22 protein-coding genes and 1 tRNA gene are annotated in these 18,881 nt (G+C 63.7%); 7 read left to right on the top strand and 16 right to left on the bottom strand.

The features are described 5' to 3' along the window. Window positions 1–12 precede the first annotated feature (12 nt). Complete coding sequence (gene lipA, locus ACWBU6_RS01300; RefSeq protein WP_130316564.1) at window positions 13–969, top strand: lipoyl synthase; 957 nt, start codon at window positions 13–15, stop codon at window positions 967–969. Between the two features lie 58 nt (window positions 970–1,027). Next, window positions 1,028–1,579 (top strand): YdeI/OmpD-associated family protein, encoded by a 552-nt coding sequence (locus ACWBU6_RS01295; protein WP_452647091.1) that lies wholly within the window; start codon window positions 1,028–1,030, stop codon window positions 1,577–1,579. Here ACWBU6_RS01295 and ACWBU6_RS01290 read toward each other — a convergent pair. Then, window positions 1,576–2,388: a CHAD domain-containing protein gene (locus ACWBU6_RS01290; protein ID WP_452647090.1), complete on the bottom strand. Its 813-nt coding sequence runs from the start codon at window positions 2,386–2,388 to the stop codon at window positions 1,576–1,578. The two genes, ACWBU6_RS01295 and ACWBU6_RS01290, sit on opposite strands and share 4 nt — an antisense overlap. Before the next feature lie 41 nt (window positions 2,389–2,429). Between ACWBU6_RS01290 and ACWBU6_RS01285 the strand changes: the two genes are divergently transcribed. Then, window positions 2,430–3,092, top strand: a complete 663-nt coding sequence (locus tag ACWBU6_RS01285) for a uracil-DNA glycosylase (protein ID WP_452647089.1) — start codon at window positions 2,430–2,432, stop codon at window positions 3,090–3,092. On the opposite strand, the gene ACWBU6_RS01280 is transcribed toward ACWBU6_RS01285, so the two are convergent. Further along, window positions 3,089–3,346 carry a DUF6966 domain-containing protein gene (locus ACWBU6_RS01280; RefSeq protein WP_452647088.1) on the bottom strand — a complete coding sequence of 86 codons (258 nt, stop codon included), beginning with the start codon at window positions 3,344–3,346 and terminating at the stop codon, window positions 3,089–3,091. The genes ACWBU6_RS01285 and ACWBU6_RS01280 overlap by 4 nt on opposite strands. Window positions 3,347–3,498: 152 nt before the next feature. Here ACWBU6_RS01280 and ACWBU6_RS01275 point away from each other — a divergent pair, with 152 nt between their 5' ends. Further along, on the top strand, window positions 3,499–3,915 hold the full coding sequence (locus ACWBU6_RS01275; RefSeq protein ID WP_452647087.1) for a PaaI family thioesterase: 417 nt from the start codon (window positions 3,499–3,501) through the stop codon (window positions 3,913–3,915). Between the two features lie 12 nt (window positions 3,916–3,927). Here the strand turns inward: ACWBU6_RS01275 and ACWBU6_RS01270 are convergent, their stop codons facing one another. From ACWBU6_RS01270 to ACWBU6_RS01250, 5 genes are read right to left on the bottom strand one after another with little or no spacing between them, the layout of a single operon-like run. Further along, window positions 3,928–4,440 (bottom strand): TlpA disulfide reductase family protein, encoded by a 513-nt coding sequence (locus ACWBU6_RS01270; RefSeq protein ID WP_452647086.1) that lies wholly within the window; start codon window positions 4,438–4,440, stop codon window positions 3,928–3,930. Between the two features lie 9 nt (window positions 4,441–4,449). After that, window positions 4,450–5,079: a BON domain-containing protein gene (locus ACWBU6_RS01265; RefSeq protein WP_452647085.1), complete on the bottom strand. Its 630-nt coding sequence runs from the start codon at window positions 5,077–5,079 to the stop codon at window positions 4,450–4,452. Then, window positions 5,072–5,668: a phosphoheptose isomerase gene (locus ACWBU6_RS01260; protein ID WP_055939195.1), complete on the bottom strand. Its 597-nt coding sequence runs from the start codon at window positions 5,666–5,668 to the stop codon at window positions 5,072–5,074. The genes ACWBU6_RS01265 and ACWBU6_RS01260 overlap by 8 nt, the downstream gene beginning before the upstream one ends. Window positions 5,669–5,726: 58 nt before the next feature. Beyond that, window positions 5,727–6,083: a YraN family protein gene (locus tag ACWBU6_RS01255; RefSeq protein ID WP_452647084.1), complete on the bottom strand. Its 357-nt coding sequence runs from the start codon at window positions 6,081–6,083 to the stop codon at window positions 5,727–5,729. Window positions 6,084–6,092: 9 nt separating this feature from the next. Further along, window positions 6,093–7,283, bottom strand: coding sequence for a penicillin-binding protein activator (locus tag ACWBU6_RS01250; protein ID WP_452647083.1), 1,191 nt, complete (start codon window positions 7,281–7,283; stop codon window positions 6,093–6,095). 124 nt (window positions 7,284–7,407) lie between these two features. Here ACWBU6_RS01250 and rsmI point away from each other — a divergent pair, with 124 nt between their 5' ends. Beyond that, on the top strand, window positions 7,408–8,310 hold the full coding sequence (gene rsmI / locus ACWBU6_RS01245) for a 16S rRNA (cytidine(1402)-2'-O)-methyltransferase (RefSeq protein WP_452647082.1): 903 nt from the start codon (window positions 7,408–7,410) through the stop codon (window positions 8,308–8,310). A gap of 55 nt (window positions 8,311–8,365) precedes the next feature. On the opposite strand, the gene ACWBU6_RS01240 is transcribed toward rsmI, so the two are convergent. Continuing rightward, the gene (locus tag ACWBU6_RS01240; protein WP_452647081.1) at window positions 8,366–8,851 is read right to left on the bottom strand and encodes a hypothetical protein; all 486 of its coding nucleotides are present in this window, start codon (window positions 8,849–8,851) and stop codon (window positions 8,366–8,368) included. A gap of 129 nt (window positions 8,852–8,980) precedes the next feature. Here ACWBU6_RS01240 and ACWBU6_RS01235 point away from each other — a divergent pair. Both ACWBU6_RS01235 and ACWBU6_RS01230 read left to right on the top strand, forming a co-directional pair. Continuing rightward, window positions 8,981–9,057 (top strand) — tRNA-Pro (locus tag ACWBU6_RS01235). 62 nt (window positions 9,058–9,119) lie between these two features. Beyond that, the gene (locus ACWBU6_RS01230; RefSeq protein ID WP_452647080.1) at window positions 9,120–9,821 is read left to right on the top strand and encodes a CPCC family cysteine-rich protein; all 702 of its coding nucleotides are present in this window, start codon (window positions 9,120–9,122) and stop codon (window positions 9,819–9,821) included. Here ACWBU6_RS01230 and ACWBU6_RS01225 read toward each other — a convergent pair whose 3' ends face one another. From ACWBU6_RS01225 to ACWBU6_RS01190, 8 genes are read right to left on the bottom strand one after another with little or no spacing between them, the layout of a single operon-like run. Continuing rightward, window positions 9,822–10,730 (bottom strand): hydroxymethylglutaryl-CoA lyase, encoded by a 909-nt coding sequence (locus ACWBU6_RS01225; protein ID WP_452647079.1) that lies wholly within the window; start codon window positions 10,728–10,730, stop codon window positions 9,822–9,824. Between the two features lies 1 nt (window position 10,731). Then, a complete protein-coding gene (locus ACWBU6_RS01220; protein WP_452647078.1) occupies window positions 10,732–11,664 on the bottom strand; it encodes a 2-hydroxyacid dehydrogenase in 933 nt (310 codons plus the stop codon). An 11-nt stretch (window positions 11,665–11,675) separates the two neighbouring features. After that, window positions 11,676–13,706 carry an acetyl/propionyl/methylcrotonyl-CoA carboxylase subunit alpha gene (locus tag ACWBU6_RS01215; protein ID WP_452647077.1) on the bottom strand — a complete coding sequence of 677 codons (2,031 nt, stop codon included), beginning with the start codon at window positions 13,704–13,706 and terminating at the stop codon, window positions 11,676–11,678. Window positions 13,707–13,736: 30 nt separating this feature from the next. Beyond that, entirely contained in the window at window positions 13,737–14,777 is a 1,041-nt protein-coding gene (bioB, locus tag ACWBU6_RS01210; protein ID WP_452647076.1) for a biotin synthase BioB, read from the bottom strand. Between the two features lie 12 nt (window positions 14,778–14,789). After that, window positions 14,790–15,557 carry a dethiobiotin synthase gene (gene bioD, locus ACWBU6_RS01205; RefSeq protein WP_452647075.1) on the bottom strand — a complete coding sequence of 256 codons (768 nt, stop codon included), beginning with the start codon at window positions 15,555–15,557 and terminating at the stop codon, window positions 14,790–14,792. Window position 15,558: 1 nt separating this feature from the next. Beyond that, window positions 15,559–16,743, bottom strand: coding sequence for an 8-amino-7-oxononanoate synthase (gene bioF / locus ACWBU6_RS01200; protein ID WP_452647074.1), 1,185 nt, complete (start codon window positions 16,741–16,743; stop codon window positions 15,559–15,561). A gap of 2 nt (window positions 16,744–16,745) precedes the next feature. Then, the gene (gene bioA, locus ACWBU6_RS01195; protein ID WP_452647073.1) at window positions 16,746–18,074 is read right to left on the bottom strand and encodes an adenosylmethionine--8-amino-7-oxononanoate transaminase; all 1,329 of its coding nucleotides are present in this window, start codon (window positions 18,072–18,074) and stop codon (window positions 16,746–16,748) included. A 12-nt stretch (window positions 18,075–18,086) separates the two neighbouring features. Then, window positions 18,087–18,872 carry an enoyl-CoA hydratase/isomerase family protein gene (locus tag ACWBU6_RS01190; protein WP_452647072.1) on the bottom strand — a complete coding sequence of 262 codons (786 nt, stop codon included), beginning with the start codon at window positions 18,870–18,872 and terminating at the stop codon, window positions 18,087–18,089. Window positions 18,873–18,881: the final 9 nt, after the last annotated feature.

The raw sequence follows: 18,881 nt of genomic DNA, 5'->3' as shown, positions 1-18,881 counted from the left end.
AAGCAAGCAGCTATGACTTACAACCCAAGCGACAAGCAAAAAGGCGCCGACAAGACCTCCCGCATCCCGATCAAGATCATCCCGATCGAACAGGCCGAACGCCTGAAGAAGCCGGAATGGATCCGCGTGAAGGCGGCATCGGCCTCTTCCCGCTTCTACGAGATCAAGGACATCCTGCGCGAGAACAAGCTGGTGACCGTGTGCGAAGAAGCAAGCTGCCCGAATATCGGCGAATGCTTCGGCAAGGGTACTGCTACCTTCATGATCATGGGTGACAAGTGCACCCGCCGCTGCCCGTTCTGCGACGTGGGCCACGGACGTCCCGACCCGCTGGACGTGAACGAACCGCAAAACCTGGCCAACACCATTGCCAAGCTGCGCCTGTCCTACGTGGTGATCACCTCGGTGGACCGCGACGACCTGCGCGACGGCGGCGCCGGCCACTTCGTCGAGTGCATCACCAAGACCAAGGAACTGTCGCCCAAGACCCAGGTTGAAGTGCTGGTGCCCGACTTCCGCGGCCGCCTGGAAAAGGCGCTGGACATCTTCGCCGGCGGCCTGCCGGACGTCATGAACCACAACCTGGAAACCGTGCCTCGCCTGTACAAGGAAGCCCGTCCAGGCGCCGACTACCAGCACTCGCTGACCTTGTTGAAAGACTTCAAGGCACGCTACCCGCACGTCAAGACCAAGTCCGGCCTGATGGTCGGCCTGGGCGAGACCGACGAAGAAATCCTGGAAGTGATGCGCGACATGCGTGCGCACGACATCGACATGCTGACCATCGGCCAGTACCTGGCGCCGTCCAACAGCCACCTGCCGGTGCGCCGTTACGTGCACCCCGACGTGTTCAAGATGTTCGAGGAAAAGGCCTACGAAATGGGCTTCGCCCACGCCGCGGTTGGCGCCATGGTGCGTTCCTCCTACCACGCCGACGTGCAGGCGCATAACGTACTGGAACAGGCCTGAGCCAAACCAGCCATTCTGAAGTAGTATATTGCCGACCTAATAACAACAGGAGGCAGGAATGGCTGAGCATCAATGGCATGAGGAATTCGAAGCACTGCGCAAGATCGTTCTCTCCACGCATCTGACCGAGGAGACGAAATGGGGTTGCGCGTGCTTTACCTACAATGATCAGAACATCGTCCTGATCCACGGCTTCAAGGAATACTGCGCGCTCTTGTTCTTCAAGGGTTCCCTGATGCAGGACCCGGAAAACATCCTGGTGCAGCAAACCGCCAACGTGCAAGCCGGGCGCCAGCTCCGCTTCACTGGCCTGGCCGAAATCAAGCGGCAGGCGAAAGTCATCAAGTCCTACATCGAGGAAGCCATCGAGCTGGAAAAGTCGGGCGCCAGGGTCGAGTTCCGCAAGACCGAAGATTTCCCGATGGCCGTCGAATTCCTGCAAAAGCTCGACGAACATCCCGCGCTTGCGGAAGCATTCTACGCCCTGACCCCGGGACGCCAGCGCGGCTACCTGCTGCACTTCTCCTCCGCCAAGCAGTCCAAGACCCGCGAATCGCGCGTTGAGAAATGCATGCCGCAGATTCTGGCCGGCAAGGGCCTGGACGACTAGAGTTTGCGCCGGGCGAAGCGGACCGCTTCCGGCAGGGCATGCTCCTGCCGCCCGGCCAGCAGGCCTTCCATGTACGACAGCTCCGCCGTGTGCGCGGGCAGGCGGTCCCCTAAGGACGGCAGCAACTCGCGCGCAATGCGGCTGTCATTCAGCCTGCCCAGCAGCTCCTGCGCGTCGGACAGAACCTTCGCACGTGCCGCCACCCCGAAAAATTCGCGCAAATAGCGCTCCTTCTTCACCGCGATGCGCAGCCGGTGCAGGCTCGATGGGCGCCGTACGTCCAGCTGGCGCACACGTTTCGCGACGCGTTCGCGCGCATGCCGTACCAGCACTCGAGCCACCCGGCGCGCGTCCTTGTCCCAGGGCTGGATGCGCGCCGGATCTCGCCACAGGCGCTCGCCGCGCCACAATGCCAGTTCCTCCATCAGCGCGCGAAAGCGCGATCCCTCAAGGCTATGGCGGATGTGCGCATGTTCCTGGGCAGCCATCTCCCGCGCCATCGCCTCGACCGGCGTCGACGCCCCGCCCAGGGCCGGCAAGGTCGACTCCAGGAAGACATCCCAGTTGCGGGCGCGGCCCAGCTCCTGTCCCAGCCAGCGCAGCTTGCCCGCTGTCCCTTCCGGCATGGCATGCCAGCCTTCGACGCCCGACAGCAGCGCGCGCAAACGCCGCACGCCGACCCGCATCCGGTGCAGGCTTTCGATATCGCCCGCCATCACGCCGGCCAGATTGCCGCGCACCTGCCTGAGGCAATCGAGGACGATCGCCTCGAATGCTTCGCCGAACCTGGCCTTGCGACGGATGTTCATCAGGCCAGTATAAGCCGCTTATGAAATGATAAGATTTCGACATGACCGTCCGAATCGAGCCATCCTGGAAAGCCCAACTGGAAGAGGAATTTGCGCAGCCTTACTGGCAATCGCTGACCAGCTTCGTGCGGGCGGAATACGCCGAGCGCCAATGCTTCCCCGCCGGCCGCAATATCTTCCGCGCCTTCGACCTGACGCCCTTCGACGACGTGAAAATCGTGATCCTCGGCCAGGATCCTTACCACACGCCCGGCGCCGCCATGGGCTTCTGCTTCTCGGTCCCGGAAGGCAACCGCCCGCAGCCTAGCCTGCAGAACATCTTCCAGGAGTTGCAAACCGACCTGGGCGTGGCACGCCAGCGCACCGACTTGTCCGACTGGGCCGGCCAGGGCGTATTCCTGTTGAACAGCGTGTTGACGGTGCGCGCCCGCGAAGCCGGCTCGCATGCCGGCAAGGGCTGGGAGAACTTCACCGACAGCGCGATCAGGCGCCTGTCGACCGGCCGCGAAGGGCTGGTCTTCATCCTGTGGGGCAGCTACGCCATTGCCAAGCGCGCCCTGATCGACCCGCGCAAGCACATGGTCATCACCTCGCCCCACCCGTCGCCGTTCTCGGCGCATAAAGGCTTCTTCGGCAGCCGCCCGTTCTCGCGCGCCAACGCCTACCTGGCGCAGCAGGGCAAAGTGCCCATCAATTGGGCTTAATGCGTGGTGCGCTTGCCGTAGCAGAGCGTGTAGAGCTGGGTGCGCAGGCCGCTGAATTCTTCATCGATCTGCAGATCGCTGATGGAGCCGGCGCCACCGAAGTAGTGCAGGATTTCGCCCTTGGCGGCCGAGCAATCGAAGGCGCTCAAGGTGCGTGCACGATGCAGCAGGCGAGCCCAATCGTCCTGGTGGCCTTGCGCCAGTTTTACCTCCATGCGCTGCACGATGGCAGACAGTTGCTCTCGTTCGTTCATAGGTCATTCTCCGTAAGTTAATCGGTTGAATCCACCTTTTGAGCTTCTGGTCTTGCCTGCAGACCGGGCCCTTGTGGGGCAGGTCGCGCATGCGTAAGCATACCCTGTTTCCGGCTGATATGATTCTTGATCTGCAAACGGAGACTTGCCCGATGAAATTCGACCTCGAAAAACTCAACCAGCTCACTCACAACAACCTGACCGGCCACCTTGGCGTGCGCGTCACCGGCGCTGCGGAAGGCGAATTGCAGGCCGAAATCGACATCGCCCAGCACCACCTGGCCCCCAACGGCTACCTGCATGCCGGCACGGTCGTCACCCTGGCCGACACGGCTTGCGGCTTCGGCTGCATCGCCAACCTGCCGGAAGGAGCCCAGAATTTCACCACGATTGAGTTGAAGTCGAACCACCTCGGCACGGCGCGCGAAGGTACGATCGCCGTTGCCGCCCGCATGGTGCACGGCGGCCGCACGACGCAGGTGTGGGACGCAACGGTGACCAACAAGGCGACCGGCAAAGCCATCGCCTTGTTCCGCTGCACGCAGATGATTTTGTACCCGAAGGGCTAAGCGCCGGCGCGATCAGCCCTTAAGGGCTTTTTCGAGCAGCACGTGGAGCGCCGGGAATTCCGGCTTGCCCACGTAGCGCTTGATGATGTTGCCGTCCTTGTCGATGACGAAGGTGGTCGGCGTCATGGTGACGTCGCCATAGGCTTTGGCAGCGTCGCCCGTCACGTCCAGCGCCACTTTGAACGGCAACTGGCGGGTCTCGGTGAAGTTGACCACGTAATTGGGCGCGTCGTACTTCATCGCCACGGCGATGAATTCGAGGCCCTGGCTTTTGTACTTATTGTATGTTTCGACCATCTCCGGCATTTCGGCCACGCAGGTGGTGCACGAAGTGGCCCAGAAATTGACCATCACGACCTTGCCCTTCAGGCTCTCGGGCGTGATCTTTTCCCCTTTGATGCCGAGGAAGGTGACCGCAGGGGCGGATTGGTGCTTGTTCAGCGACTGGTATGCCGTGAAACCGATGCCGGCGATGACGGCAAGCGCAATCGCCGGTTTGATCCACGCCCTGGAGCCCGTACTCATGATATCTCTTTAGCCTTGAGAAGCTTGCTGGGACGGCTGGTATTGCTTGACGTCGTCGTCGGAGATGTACTCGAATACTTTGACGACCTTGGTGACGCCGGCCACGCCGCGCGCGATATCCGCAGCTTGTGCGCCTTCACGCTGGGTTACTCGGCCCATCAGGAAAACGGCGCCCTTCTCGGTTACGACCTTGAAGGAGTTGGCCGAGATATCCTTGGCATCGGCCAGGCTCAGTTTGACCTTGGACGTGATCAGCGCATCGTTGGAACGCGAGGTGTAGCTGGAGGAGAAACCCACTTCCAGCTCGTTGGTCACGTTCAGCACGCCGTCGATAGCGCGCACTTCGCGTTCCACCTTGGCCTTGGTCTCGTCGTCCGGCACCTCGCCGGTCAGCAGCACGCGGCGGTTGAAACTGTTCACGTTGACGTGGGAGCTTTTGCCGGCGATGTTAGGCATCTTCACCTCTGCCTTCACAACGATCGACTTGTCCTCGGTCTGCGCGCCCAGGGTGCGGCGATCCGACGCCGCCAGGGTGCCTGCAACCGCGCCGCCAACCAGGATCGGGGCGCAAGCGGACAGGGTGGTGCTCGCCAGGACCGCGGCCATCACGGCCAGCGAAAGTGGACGGGCTTTATTCATTTACATCTCCTCCGAACAGGGCGACGTCGATGCCGTCGCAAATGCAATGGATGGTCACCAGGTGGACTTCCTGGATACGGGCGGTACGGTCTGCCGGCACGCAGATATGCACGTCGGCGTCGGTCAGCATCTTGCCGATTGCGCCGCCGCCTTTGCCGGTCAGTGCCACTACGCGCATCTCGCGTTCCAGCGCCGCCTCGATTGCAGCCATCACATTGGCCGAATTGCCCGAAGTGGAAATCGCCAGCAGGATGTCGCCAGCCTGGCCGAATGCCTGCACCTGCTTGGAGAAGATCTCGCGGTAACTGTAGTCATTGGCCACAGCGGTCAGGATGGAGGTGTCAGTTGCCAGCGAAATAGCCGGCAGCGGGAAGCGTTCACGCTCGAAGCGGCCGACCAGCTCCGCGGCAAAATGCTGGGCGTCAGCCGCCGAGCCGCCGTTACCGCAAGCCAGGATCTTGTTGCCGTTCGAGAGGGCGGAGAACATCAGGTCCACCGCTTGCGCGATAGGCTGCGCCAGGACGGTTGCGGACTGGATCTTGATTTCGGCACTTTCGTGGAAGTGCGAGAGGATGCGTTGATTGGTCATAGTGTGCGTAATTATAGTGCAGTGGCTTGGCGGGCCTCACAAGCGCTGTTAAAAATGCTTACATTTGATCAATGATAGCGTTGCGCAGCCAACTTATGCGCTCGCCGTCAATGGCCACCACGTCGATACGGCAAGGTGGCATTTTGGCAAAACGCAGCAGGTAGAATTTGGCGGCGCGCAGGATGCGGCGCTGCTTGGCGGGGGAAATGCTGGCGGCAGCACCGCCGTAAAGGGGATTATTGCGCTCCCTGACCTCGACGAACACCAGGTGCCCGCCATCGCGCATGACCAGGTCCAGCTCCCCGGTCTTGCACAGGAAATTCTGCTCGACCAAAGTAAGCCCTTGCTCCTGCAGGAAAGCCAGGGCGCGCGCTTCACCGCCCCGGCCGATCTCCTGCAGTTCGGTACGGGGCATGGCATCTCCTTACTGGGTGACCGGCACCGGCACGCCGTTGCGGTACTCGGCCGGTACTTCCAGCCGCTCGAACCAGGACGGCCCGGTGCCGAAATCGACAGTCAACTGGCCGGTTACGCCATCGAGCTGGAAGCGGCGCTGCGGCTGGATCGCGATTTCGCGGGCGATGCGGAAGGCGTCGATGCCGAGCGCATACACCCGCTCCATGTCGGCGCTGATGCGCGCTTCGTCGCGCGGAATCGGCTGCGGATAGCTCATCACCGCCGGATGGTCGCGCTGCACCAGCCATGGCAGGTCGAGCAGGCGCACGCCGTCCAGTTCAGGGCCGGCGCGGTACATGGTGCGGCCGGGGTTCAGGGAAGAGGTGCCGTACAGGGGAATATCGCCCAGCGGCGGCGCCGACAAGGCGATCTTGAGCTGGCGCACCTGGTCGGGGTCCAGTGCCGCGAACAGCACGCCGGCCGGCTCGGCTTGCAGGCGCGAGCGCAGGGCCACCAGTTCCGCATCCTGCAGGTAGCCGTTGAGCGGCGTCAGGTCAACGCTGCGCGGGCGCAGGCCGAGGCGCTGCAATTGGGACGACATGGCGCCGGCAATGCGCTTCTGCCAGGACGAATTGCCCGAAATGATCAGCGCCTTGGCAGAAGGATTCTCGCGTGCGCCCCACTCGGCCACCTGGCGCGCCTCGTCCTCGATCGACAGACCGATTACCAGCAATTGCGGTGGGATGCGGGGATCGCCGCGCAGCTCGGGGTGGTTCAGCGCGATGGTTGGCTTCTCCACCAGCGGGCTGGAAGCAATGGCGGTGACGGCGGAACGGGCCAGCGGCCCGACCACCATATCGTTCTTCTCCTGGGCGGTGACATAGGCGGACAGCACGTCCTGCGTCGAATCGCCGGTTTCCACCAGATTGACCTCAAAACCATGGCTGTCGCGTTCCAGCGCCGCCATGAAGCCGGCGCGCAGCGCATCGGCAGCGCGGCCCAGCGCCTCAGAACGCAGCGGCAGCAGCAACGCGATGCGGTAAGCCTGTTTGCCCTCAGCTTGTTGCGCGGGCTGAGGGATGACCTGGCTGATGCTTGGCGGCCGCGCCGCATCTTCCGGCGAAGGCACGGAGAAGGTCTCAACCACCACTTCCGGCTCAGGCGGCGCCGGAGGTTTAGGCCGCGGCGCCTTGGCCACGGCAGGCGGTGCACTTGTCACCGAAGTAATTGGCGCGCACAATCCCCCGGGCGCGTCGCACGGAGTACTACAAGCGCTGGCCAACATGGCCGTGGCAACGCCGAGTATCAGTTTTTTGATATTTTTGAAAAGCATCCTTCCCCCAATGACAGCACAAGTATCCAGCCCTCTCGCCAGTTTACCAATCCTCGGCGAGACCGCCCACCAGAATTATCCTACGGCAACTTTATACGTGGTGGCCACACCAATTGGCAACGTTACCGACATCAGCCTGCGTGCTTTGCATGTGCTGTCGCTGGTAGACGCGGTCGCTTGCGAAGACACGCGCAACACCGCCCAGCTCATGAACCGCTTCGGCCTGCACAAGCCCTTGATCGCTGCCCACATGCACAACGAGCGCGAAGCGGCGCAAGGCCTGATCGCACGCTTGCAGGCAGGAGAACGCATTGCCCTGGTGTCGGATGCCGGCACGCCCGCGGTGTCCGACCCTGGCGCCCGTATTGTCGACGCAGTGCGCGCAGCCGGACTGCGCGTGATTCCCTTGCCGGGCGCGTCGGCCGCTGTCGCCGCGCTGTCGGCCAGTGGCCTGGTCAATGACCAGTTCCATTTCATTGGCTTTCTGCCATCGAAAGCCAAACAGCGCGAATCCGTGCTGCAAGGGCTGGTGGCCGCGCCAGCCACCTTGGTGTTCTACGAAGCCCCGCACCGCATTATCGAATGTGCCCAGGCGCTGGCCGATGCCTTCGGCGCTGGGCGCCAGGCAGTATTCGCCCGTGAAGTAACCAAGCTGTTCGAGCAGATCCACCGCTGCCCGTTGGGCGACGCCGTAGCGTGGCTGGAATCGGACGCCAATCACGAAAAAGGCGAGTTCGTGGTGCTGGTCGAAGGCGCCGCGCCAGCCGGCGAAGGGCAGGATGCCGAGACCGACCGCATCCTGCAGATCCTGCTCGCCGAATTGCCAGTAAAACAAGCCGCGGCCCTCGCCGCCCAGATCACCGGCAAAAAGAAGAACGCCCTCTACGACCGCGCCCTCGCGCTGAAGCAATAACTACGGCCCAGCCCGTGTCACACCATGGGGTCACACCCCAAGTGTGACACGGGCTCTACCATTTGCAGCCGCTGTCCTTTTTATCCATCATGAGGTAGAGCGGGGCCAGCAGGCCGCCGGGGATGCCGTCCTTGCAATTGGGGCGGGCGGCGTTCTGGATCTGCCGGGCCAGCTTTTCTTCGCGGGTTGCGCGCAGCTTGGGCGGGGACGTGTCCAGTTCGCCGGCAATGTCGCGGGCGGCTAGCTTCGCGGCTTCCCGGTCAAACTGCGGCGCTTGACCCGGTTCGGCCTGGCGCAATACCAGCGTCGATTCGCGGGCCCGCTGGACTGTCACCTCGCTCTCATCCCTGGCGGTGCTGTTGCGCGGCGCCGATCGACGCGGCGGGCGGCGCGCTGGGGCGGCCGCAACGCGCGCTGGCCTGCTTGCCAGCTCCGGCGGCGGAGGTGGCTCGACTATCCTTATTTCCACTTTCGTCAGCCATGTACGCGCATCGGCCACCTTGCGCGGCTCGGGCAGCCGCACGAAAACCAGCGCTGCCATGTGCAGTAGCAAAGAAATAACGATCCCGGCTGCAATACGCCATCGCGGCGTTTGGTAAGGCATCAACAATCTCCAGATTTAAATTGGGGGTTGACGTTCCCCAACCCAGCTTGTATTATCTTGCTTCTTCGGAGTGTAGCGCAGCCCGGTAGCGCATCTGCTTTGGGAGCAGAGGGTCCAAGGTTCGAATCCTTGTACTCCGACCAAGTTTCAGAAAAAAGACCTGCATTCGTGCAGGTCTTTTTTTTTCTGCATTAGGATCAGAGCCATGTACACCTGCCCTTGCTGCGGATATGCCACCTTCGCCGGCGCGCCCGGCTCACTTGCCGCGTGCCCGGTCTGTGACTGGCACGACGACCTGCCGCAACTCTACTCCCCCTTCCTGGCCAGCGGCGCAAACGTGCACAGCCTGGCCGAAGCCCAGGTAGGCTACGTGCAATTTGGTGGCGCGCAAGCTGGCGCTGGACATGTACGCGACCCGCACTGGTTCCCGCTGTGGCAACAGAAGACGGACCTTCCGCACAGCGAGCCGCCCCCCGGCGCCACCACCTACGATTTGTATTATTGGCTGCGCACCCCGCGGAGCTCGGTTCCCGAGCAACCGCTTGGCCTGCGCCGTGTGCGCAACCGCATCATCGAATACCTGGAATTGGCCAGTTCCTTCGACGCGCAGCGGCAACTGCAAGCCTCCGCCCCGGCCATGTCGGCTGCCGACGAAGTCTTGAATCAATGGGAAGACTGGGTGACGCCAGACTGGAAGCAGCATTTCACTGAACCAGTCTTCTCGGCAGAGGAACGCAACGGCATCGCGCAGTTCGCCCGCACGTGGCGTGAAATTGCGGATGGAGCTCCGCCTCCCCTGCCGCGATTGGAAACGCTGTTCGCAACCCACAACTGGCAATCGCTGCAACGCGCAGCGGCCACGCTGCTAGCCGTATTCCTGCTGCGCGGCCGCTCGGACGAAAACTAATCAGCCGGCACGCTTGGCGGCAATGGCGTTGCCTGCGCGGCTGGCGGCTTTGCGGCCCAGGAAGCTGGAAATGAACTGGCCGGCGTCGACCACCTTGTCCAGGTCCACGCCGGTCTCGATGCCGAGGCCATTCATCATGTAGATCACGTCTTCAGTAGCGACGTTGCCGGTAGCGCCCTTTGCGTAAGGACAGCCCCCCAGGCCCGATACCGAAGAATGAAAGATCTCGATCCCCAGCTCCAGCGAGGCGTAGATATTCGCCAGCGCCTGGCCGTAGGTGTCGTGGAAGTGGCCGGCCAGCGAGTTGGCGCGGAATTCCCTGATAGCGCGCTCCATCACGGCTTGCGTCTTGCGCGGGGTCGACACGCCGATGGTGTCGGCAATATCGATCTCGTCGCAACCCAGGTCGCGCATGCGGCCAACCACGTATGCCACGGAATCCAGCGGTACGTCGCCCTGGTACGGGCAGCCAAACGCCGTGCTGACCGAGGCGCGCAGGCGCAGGCCCGCTTCCTTGGCCGCTTTGGCGACCGGCACGAAGCGCTCGATCGATTCCGCGATCGAGCAGTTGATGTTCTTTTGCGAGAACGCTTCCGAGGCGGCGCCGAAAATCACCACTTCGTCGGCGCCGGCGGCCAGCGCGGCTTCAAAGCCCTGCATATTCGGCGTCAGCGCGGAATAGATCACGCCGGGCTTGCGGATGATGCCTGCCATGACTTCTTTCGAAGTCGCCATCTGCGGCACCCACTTCGGCGAGACGAAGGACGCCGCTTCGATATTCGGGAAGCCCGCTTCCGTCAGGCGGTTAACCAGCTCAATCTTCACTTCGGCCGGAACATCGCCCTTCTCATTCTGCAAGCCGTCGCGCGGACCCACTTCGACAATCTTGACCTTCTTTGGCAAACTCATTTCAGTATCCCTTTGTGCGATTGATGACATCGGCGATTTCTTCCCCGCGCGCGTGCTGGCGCATCTTGCCAACCATCTGCTCCACGCTTTCGCGGCGCAGCGTCAGCGCGGAAATATGCGGCGTGATCGTAATGCGCGGCTCTTGCCAGAACGGGTGCTGCGCCGGCAGCGGTTCGTTGCGGAACACGTCCAGCGTGGCGCCGGCAATCTGGCCGGACTTAATCAGCGGCAGCAGGTCCGGCTCCGAAATATGCGCACCACGGCCAACGTTAATGATGTATGAGCCCTGCGGCATTTTCATCATATTCGCGCGGTTGAGGATGTGGATGGTTTCTTCCGTCAACGGCAGCATGCATACCACCACGCGCGACGACCCGAGAAAACCATCCAGCCCCGATTCGCCATGGAAGGATTCGACGCCGGCCAGGGACTTCGGCGAACGGCTCCATGCCCGCAGCGGGAAGCCGAAAGGCCTGAGCGCTTCGATCACATGCGAGCCAAGCGCTCCCACGCCCATGACGCCGACCGAAAAGTCGGCCTTCCCGCGCGCTTCCAACTGCAGCCAGGCGCCGGCACGGGCTTGTGTTTCATACTCGTCGAGCCGGCGGAAATAACGCAGCACGGCATGCGTGACGTACTCCGCCATCTGGATGCCCATGCCCGCGTCATTCAGCCGCACAATCGGGATATGGGGCGGAATCGCGTGCGAGTACTTCATGATCGCATCGGCGCCGGCACCGGTCAGGAAGATCGCTTTCACGCGTGCCAGGTCGGCCAGCATCGCCTGCGGCGGTGTCCACAGCACGGCGTAATCGCAGGCCGGCAGGTCGGCGCCTTCGCGCCACACCACCACCTCCGCCTCCGGCATGAAGTCGGCGAAATCCTTGATCCACGGCGCGGTATTGCCATCCGCGCGATAAAGCAGGATGCGCATTGCGCTTCTCCTCAGGCCGCGGCCTTGAAGGCCAGCAGCGGCGCGCCGTCTGCCACCTGGTCGCCTACCGCGTACAGGATCTCTTCGACCACGCCGTCATGCGGCGCGGAGATGGTGTGTTCCATCTTCATCGCCTCCATGATGACCAGCGCGTCGCCCTTCTTCACTTCCTTGCCCTTTGCGGCCAGCACTGCGACCACCTTGCCCGGCATTGGCGCTGTCAGGCGGCCTCCTTCGGCCTCGGATTCGCCGGCGTGCGCCATCGGATCGTTATAGTCCAGCACAAAGTGGCCGCCGCCGGTGAAGACGTGGAACACATCGCCATCGCGGCGCACGGTGCCGTGCACCGAGGTTTCGCCCAGCTTGATGCTCAGGTCCGTGCCATCCTGCTTGAACAGGGACAGCTCGACTTCCAGCCCCTTGATCTCGAAGTGCCAGCCGTGCGGCAGGTAGGTCAGCATCGGCGTGTACTGCTTGCCATGCTCGTCGCTGAAGGCCAGCTTGCGCGCATAGTTGAAATTCATGCGCCAGCCCAGCGCCTGGCCCCATGGATCGCCCTTGTTGGCGCCCGACTGCGCGGCCGATTTGTCCTTTTCTTCCTCGATCAGCGATACCGCGGCCAGTGCCACGGCGGCCACCGGGACCGAGCGTGCCGGCGGGAACAGGGCGTCGTGGTTGCGTTCAATCAGGCCGGTATCCAGGTCGGCATTGGCGAAGGCGTCGCCTTCCACCAGGCGTTTCAGGAAGGCGATATTGGTTGCCAGGCCGACGATCTGGTACTGCGACAGCGCTTGCGCCATGCGCGCCAGCGCCTGCTTGCGGTCTGCGCCCCACACGATCAGCTTGGCGATCATCGGATCGTAGAACGGGGAAATTGCATCGTTCTCGCGCACGCCGGAATCGATACGCACAGCCGCAGGATGGCCAGGTACGCCGCCCAGCTCAAAGTTCACCGAAGCCGGCGTTTCCAGGTGACGCAGGGTGCCGATCGACGGCAGGAAGCCCTTCTCAGGGTTCTCGGCGTAGATACGCGCCTCGATCGAGTGTCCATTGATGGTCAGCTCTTCCTGCTTTTTCGGCAGGGATTCGCCGGCGGCGACGCGGATCTGCCACTCCACCAGGTCGGTACCGGTGATCATCTCGGTCACCGGGTGTTCAACCTGCAGGCGGGTGTTCATCTCCATGAAGTAGAAGCTGCCGTCCTGGTTGGCGATGAATTCCACCGTGCCGGCGCCAACGTAGCCGACGGCGCGCGCGGCGGCCACGGCGGCTTCGCCCATCGCGGCGCGGCGCTCGGCGCTCATGCCAGGCGCTGGCGCCTCCTCCAGCACCTTCTGGTGGCGGCGCTGCACGGAGCAGTCGCGTTCGAACAGGTAGATGCAGTTACCGTGGGTATCGGCGAAGACCTGGATCTCGATATGGCGTGGGCGCTGCAGGTATTTCTCCGCCAGCACCTTGTCGTCGCCGAAGGAACTGATCGCTTCGCGCTTGCAGGAAGCCAGCGCATCCTTGAACGCCTCGGCCGATTCGACCACGCGCATGCCCTTGCCGCCGCCGCCGGCCGATGCCTTCAGCAGTACAGGGTAGCCGATACGGTCGGCTTGTTCTTGCAGAAAGCCTGCATCCTGGTTGTCACCGTGGTAGCCCGGCACCAGCGGCACATTGGCCTTCTCCATCAGTTGCTTGGCAGCCGATTTGGAACCCATTGCGCGCATGGCGGAAGCCGGCGGGCCAATGAAGGCCAGGCCCACTTCGGCGCAGGCGTCCGCGAACTCGGCGTTCTCGGACAGGAAGCCATAGCCTGGGTGGATCGCTTCCGCGCCGGTGGCCAATGCGACGGCGATCAGCTTGTCGCCGCACAGGTAGGACTCCTTGGCGGCGGCCGGGCCGATGTTCACCGCTTCGTCGCATACGGCGACATGCTTGGCATTCGCGTCCGCTTCCGAATACACGGCCACGGTCTTGATGCCCAGGCGGCGTGCGGTTGCAGCGACGCGGCAAGCGATCTCGCCACGGTTGGCAATCAGGATTTTCTTGAACATGTCTCTCTCTACTCTTTTTTGAATTTTTTCTTAGCAGCCGCAGGCTTCTTTTTGTACCGAGTCCAGCACTGCGCCGCGAGTCGGCAGGCCCAGTTTGGCCAGCAGGGCGCGGTCGTCGTTGGCTTCCGGGTTGTCGGTGGTCAGCAGCTTGTCGCCGTAGAAGATCGAGTTGGCGCCGGCCATGAAGCACATGGCCTGCACGGCTTCGCCCAGCTCGCGGCGGCCGGCGGACAGGCGCACGCGCGCTTTCGGCATGGTGATGCGGGCCACGGCGATGGTGCGCACGAACTCCAGCGGGTCCAGCTTGTCCAGGCCGTGCAGCGGCGTGCCCTCCACCTGCACCAGGTGGTTGACCGGTACCGATTCAGGATAAGGGTTCAGATTGGCCAGCTGGGCGATCAGGCCGGCGCGCTGTTCGCGCGTCTCGCCCATGCCCACGATGCCGCCGCAGCACACTTTCAGGCCGGCGTTGCGCACATGGCCCAGGGTGTCCAGGCGGTCCTGGTACTGGCGGGTGGAGATCACGTCGCCGTAGAAGTCTGGCGAGGTATCCAGGTTATGGTTGTAGTAGTCCAGGCCCGCATCTTTCAGGCGCTGTGCCTGCGCGGCTTCCAGCATGCCCAGCGTGGCGCAGGTTTCCAGGCCCATGGCTTTCACTTCACGCACCATGGTTTCGACTTTGTCCATGTCGCGCTCTTTCGGGCTGCGCCATGCGGCGCCCATGCAGAAACGGGTGGCGCCGTTGTCTTTCGCCTGCCTGGCGGCGTCCAGCACGGTGTCCAGGTCCAGGATCTTCTTCGCTTGCACACCGGTATCGTAGCGCGCGGCTTGCGGGCAGTAGCCGCAGTCCTCTTCGCAGCCGCCGGTCTTGATCGAGAGCAGGGTCGCCAGCTCGACATCGCCGTCCGGCCAGTGGGCGCGGTGGGCTTCCTGTGCGCGGAACATCAACTCATTGAATGGCAGCTGGTACAGCGCCATGACGTCTTCCAGCGGCCAGGTAGCGGCTTCCGGCAGCTTGATGGCGGCGGTTGGACGGTGCAGTTGGACGGCTTTAGGTTCTTGCAGGGACATGTTCTTCCTCTCTTACTTGGTGCGGCGGCCCGGCCAGTTCGGCAGGGACGTGAAGTTCAGGTATTCGGCAGCGGCGGCGGCAGTCGGTTTCGCCAGGCGCGGGATGCGGCCGAGCAGCGGTGCGGGAATGCGCGCGGTCAGGGCGGCGATATTCTCGTCCGCGAAGTTCATTTCAAATTCCAGGGTGTTGGCGACCCAGCCAACGAGCTTCAGGCCGCGCGACTCGATCGCTTCCACGGTCAGCAAAGCGTGGTTGATGCAGCCCAGGCGCAGGCCCACCACCAGCACTACCGGCAAGGCAAGCTGCTGCGCCAGGTCGGCGGTGTCGAAGTCGTCGGTCAGCGGAACACGGAAGCCGCCCACGCCTTCCACCACGATGGCATCGGTGGCGGCGGCGACTTCGACGTAGGCGGCCAGGATCGGCACCGGGTCGATCTCCACGCCTTCCAGCGCGGCGGCGATGTGCGGCGCAGCCGGCTCTCTCAGCATGAATGGGGTGGTCAGCGACTGCGGCAAGTGCACATTGCTTGCCTCGATCAACTGGTCGGCATCGTCGTTGTGCAACTGGCCGTTCTTCATCACCGCACCGGCCGCGACGGGTTTCATGCCGCAGGCGCGCGCTCCATTGCGCACCAGGGAGTACAGCATGGCGGAAGACGTCAGGGTCTTGCCGATCTCGGTGTCGGTGCCTGCCACGAAACAGGCGAAGCGCGGCGGCAGGCCATCGGCGGCCGCAGCGGCTTGGGGTGCAGGAGCGATGACAGGGTCTTCAAGCGCCATATCAGGTCCTCTCAAGTTCGTTAATCGCGTCTGCCAGGCGGCGCACGTCGTCGCCTGTGTGGCCGGCGGACAGTGTGATGCGCAGGCGCGCGGTACCGGCCGGCACGGTCGGCGGGCGGATGCCGCCTACCCAGATGCCTTGTTCGTACAGCGCGGCGGACAGCCGCATGGTTTCCTCGTTCCCGCCAATGATGATTGGCTGGATCGCCGTCTTCGACGGCAGCAGTTGCCAGCGCTTCAGGCGCAGGCTGTCCTGCAATTGTGCCACCAGGGACTGCAGGTGGGCGCGGCGCTCGCGGCCCTCTTCGCCGCAGATGATATCCAGGCTGGCTTGCAGTGCATGCGCCAGCGCCGGCGGCGCGGCAGTGGTGAAAATGTAGGGACGGGCGCGCTGGACCAGGGTTTCCACCACGGTGCGGTGCGCCGCCACGAAGGCGCCGCCCACGCCGGCAGCCTTGCCCAGCGTGCCGACATAGACGAGGTACGGCGAGCGCATGGCGAAATGCTCCAGCGCGCCGCGGCCGCTTGCGCCCAGGGTGCCGAAGCCGTGGGCGTCGTCCACCACCAGCCAGGCATGGTGCTGTTCGCACAGGGCCAGCAGCGCCGGCAGGTCGGCCAGGTCGCCGTCCATGCTGAACACGGAATCGGTCACCACGATCTTGTTGCTGGCGGTGCTGGCGGCCAGCAGCTGGCCCAGTGCGGCCACATCCGCATGGGGATAGACGGACAGCTTGGTTCGCGCCAGACGGGCGCCGTCGATCAGGGAGGCATGATTCAGCGCTTCGCTGAAAATCTCGGTATCCTTGTCGCCAACGGACAGCCCCGTCAGCACGGCCAGGTTGGCCATATAGCCGGTGCAGAAGTACAGCGCCTGCGGCTCGGCCAGGTGCGGCGACAGGAACTCGGCCAGGCGCTGTTCCAGCAGGGTGTGCGCGCGGCTGTGGCCGCTGATCAGGTGCGAAGCGCCACTGCCGGTGCCGTACAGCTCAACGCCCTGCTGCAGCGCTTCCGCCAGGCGCGGATGCGCAGCCAGGCCAAGGTAGTCATTGCTGCAGAAGGCCAGCAGCTCGCGGCCATCGACCAGCACGCGCGGCGCGCACGCCGTTTCCACCGAGCGGCGTTTGCGGATCAGGTTCTGGTCATGCAGCGCTTGCAGCTGCCGGTCGAGTTTCGCGAGCAGTTCCATGGTCAGCCCACCCGCGTTTTCTCAAAGACCGACAGCGTGCGCGCTGCCAGGCCATCGATTTCCTCGTCGCTGAGGATATACGGCGGCATCAGGTAGACGGTATTGCCGATCGGGCGCAGCAACAATTCCTGCCGGGTGCCCTCGGTGAAGAAGCGGCGCGAGAAGCCCGGCGTGGCGCCAACGGCGTCAAAGGCCCAGATCATGCCGCGGTTGCGGAAGTTTTCGGTGTGCGCGTGCCCGGCCAGCGGCGCCAGCGCCTCGGTCAGCTTGCGCGAGCGCGCCTTGTTCGCTTCCAGCACATGGTCTTCCTGGAAGATGTCCAGCGTGGCCAGTGCAGCGCGGCAAGCCAGCGGATTGCCCGTGTACGAGTGCGAGTGCAGGAAGCCGCGCGTCACGTCGGCGTCGTAGAAGGCCTGGTAGATCTCGTCGCGCGACAGCACGATGGACAGCGGCAGGTAGCCGCCGCTGATGCCCTTCGACAGGCACAGGAAGTCCGGCCAGATGCCGGCCTGTTCGCAGGCGAAGAAGGTGCCGGTGCGGCCGCAGCCGACGGCGATTTCGTCCAGGATCAGGTGCACGCCGTGCTGGTCGCATAGCCCGCGCACCAGCTTCAGGTAGAGCGGATCGTGCATCGCCATGCCGGTGGCGCACTGCACCAGCGGTTCGATGATGATGGCGGCGATCTTGCCGGCGCGTTCGGTAAACAGGCGCTCGACATCGGCGGCGGCGCGGCGCGCCACATCGGCGGCAGTTTCGCCCTCGGCGGCCTGGCGCGCGTCCGGCGACATGACGGTCTGTGCGGCGCGCAGCAGCGGGCCGTAGGCGTCCTTGAACAGCGCCACGTCGGTCACGGCCAGTGCGCCGATGGTCTCGCCGTGGTAGCTGCCCTTCAGGCAGACGAATTCCTGCTTGTCGCCCCGGCCCATATTGCGCCAGGAATGGAAGCTCATCTTCAGGGCGATTTCGACTGCCGACGCGCCGTCCGATGCGTAGAAGGCGTGGCCCAGCTGATGCTGGGTCAGCGCCGCCAGGCGCTCGCTGAGCTGGATCACCGGCTCGTGGGTGAAGCCGGCCAGCATCGCATGCTCCAGCATGTCCAGCTGTTGGCGCAGCGCGGCGTTGATGCGCGGGTTGGCATGGCCGAACAGGTTCACCCACCAGGAGCTGATCGCATCCAGGTAGCGGTTGCCTTGGTGGTCGTACAGCCACACGCCGCGGCCATGGCTGACGGGAATCAGCGGTACCGTTTCATGGTGCTGCATCTGAGTGCACGGGTGCCAGACAGACTTCAGGCTACGTGCTACCCAATCGCTTTGTTGGTTCACTTCCAAAAACTGCTCCGTTCAATTCAGCCAGCCCGGCTTGCGCTTCTCCAGGAAGGCAGTCACGCCTTCGCGGCCCTGCTCGGAAGCGCGGATGTGGGCGATGCGTTCGGCCGTGTCGGCCAGCAGCGCATCGTTCACCGGCTTGCCGGCGATGTCGCGCACCAGCACTTTGGCTTCCTTCACTGCGTTCGGGCTGTTGGTCACCAGCGCTTTCAGCACTTCCGCCATCCTGGCGTCCAGTGCGTCGGCGGCGACCAGTTCGTGCACCATGCCGATGCGGTGGGCTTCGGCGGCGCTGAAACGTTCGGCGGTGAGGAAATAGCGGCGCGAAGCCTGCTCACCCATCGCCTTGATCACATAGGGCGAAATGGTCGCGGGGATCAGGCCCAGTTTCACTTCGCTCAGGCAGAAATTCGCTTCCGGCACGGCGACGATGATGTCGCAGGCGGAAACGAGACCCATGCCGCCCGCATAGCAATCGCCATGCACGCGCGCGATGGTCGGTTTCGGGCACAGGTAGATCGTGCGCAGCATTTGCGCCAGCTGCATGGCGTCGGCCTCATTCTCCTCGTGGGTGTAATGGGCCATCTTCTTCATCCAGTTCAGGTCACCGCCGGCGCAGAAGGCCGGGCCGTTCCCGGCCAGCACGATGGCGCGCACGTTTTCGTTGCGGCCCAGCTCCGAGAAAGCGCGCGTCAGGTCGTTGATCGAATGCTCGTTGAAGGCATTGCGCACGTCCGGGCGGTTCAGGGTGACGGTGGCTATGTTGCCGTTGATGGCGATGGTCAGGGTTTCATAGGTCATCTCGCCATC

It is taken from the genome of Pseudoduganella sp. HUAS MS19 (assembly GCF_053615455.1).
The sequence above is the reverse complement of the archived record's forward strand: the minus strand, read 5'-3'. Positions and strand labels throughout refer to the sequence as shown.

What these genes read in the sequence shown, in the direction of transcription:
- ACWBU6_RS01240 (WP_452647081.1), bottom strand. Translation starts at nt 8,851, where the DNA reads ATGGCAGCGCTGGTTTTCGTGCGGCTGCCCGAGCCGCGCAAGGTGGCC.
- ACWBU6_RS01285 (WP_452647089.1), top strand. Translation starts at nt 2,430, where the DNA reads ATGACCGTCCGAATCGAGCCATCCTGGAAAGCCCAACTGGAAGAGGAA.
- ACWBU6_RS01225 (WP_452647079.1), bottom strand. Translation starts at nt 10,730, where the DNA reads ATGAGTTTGCCAAAGAAGGTCAAGATTGTCGAAGTGGGTCCGCGCGAC.
- bioD (WP_452647075.1), bottom strand. Translation starts at nt 15,557, where the DNA reads ATGGCGCTTGAAGACCCTGTCATCGCTCCTGCACCCCAAGCCGCTGCG.
- ACWBU6_RS01295 (WP_452647091.1), top strand. Translation starts at nt 1,028, where the DNA reads ATGGCTGAGCATCAATGGCATGAGGAATTCGAAGCACTGCGCAAGATC.
- bioB (WP_452647076.1), bottom strand. Translation starts at nt 14,777, where the DNA reads ATGTCCCTGCAAGAACCTAAAGCCGTCCAACTGCACCGTCCAACCGCC.
- ACWBU6_RS01270 (WP_452647086.1), bottom strand. Translation starts at nt 4,440, where the DNA reads ATGAGTACGGGCTCCAGGGCGTGGATCAAACCGGCGATTGCGCTTGCC.
- ACWBU6_RS01230 (WP_452647080.1), top strand. Translation starts at nt 9,120, where the DNA reads ATGTACACCTGCCCTTGCTGCGGATATGCCACCTTCGCCGGCGCGCCC.
- ACWBU6_RS01220 (WP_452647078.1), bottom strand. Translation starts at nt 11,664, where the DNA reads ATGCGCATCCTGCTTTATCGCGCGGATGGCAATACCGCGCCGTGGATC.
- ACWBU6_RS01290 (WP_452647090.1), bottom strand. Translation starts at nt 2,388, where the DNA reads ATGAACATCCGTCGCAAGGCCAGGTTCGGCGAAGCATTCGAGGCGATC.
- bioF (WP_452647074.1), bottom strand. Translation starts at nt 16,743, where the DNA reads ATGGAACTGCTCGCGAAACTCGACCGGCAGCTGCAAGCGCTGCATGAC.
- ACWBU6_RS01260 (WP_055939195.1), bottom strand. Translation starts at nt 5,668, where the DNA reads ATGACCAATCAACGCATCCTCTCGCACTTCCACGAAAGTGCCGAAATC.
- ACWBU6_RS01255 (WP_452647084.1), bottom strand. Translation starts at nt 6,083, where the DNA reads ATGCCCCGTACCGAACTGCAGGAGATCGGCCGGGGCGGTGAAGCGCGC.
- ACWBU6_RS01190 (WP_452647072.1), bottom strand. Translation starts at nt 18,872, where the DNA reads ATGACCTATGAAACCCTGACCATCGCCATCAACGGCAACATAGCCACC.
- rsmI (WP_452647082.1), top strand. Translation starts at nt 7,408, where the DNA reads ATGACAGCACAAGTATCCAGCCCTCTCGCCAGTTTACCAATCCTCGGC.
- ACWBU6_RS01265 (WP_452647085.1), bottom strand. Translation starts at nt 5,079, where the DNA reads ATGAATAAAGCCCGTCCACTTTCGCTGGCCGTGATGGCCGCGGTCCTG.
- ACWBU6_RS01280 (WP_452647088.1), bottom strand. Translation starts at nt 3,346, where the DNA reads ATGAACGAACGAGAGCAACTGTCTGCCATCGTGCAGCGCATGGAGGTA.
- ACWBU6_RS01215 (WP_452647077.1), bottom strand. Translation starts at nt 13,706, where the DNA reads ATGTTCAAGAAAATCCTGATTGCCAACCGTGGCGAGATCGCTTGCCGC.
- lipA (WP_130316564.1), top strand. Translation starts at nt 13, where the DNA reads ATGACTTACAACCCAAGCGACAAGCAAAAAGGCGCCGACAAGACCTCC.
- ACWBU6_RS01275 (WP_452647087.1), top strand. Translation starts at nt 3,499, where the DNA reads ATGAAATTCGACCTCGAAAAACTCAACCAGCTCACTCACAACAACCTG.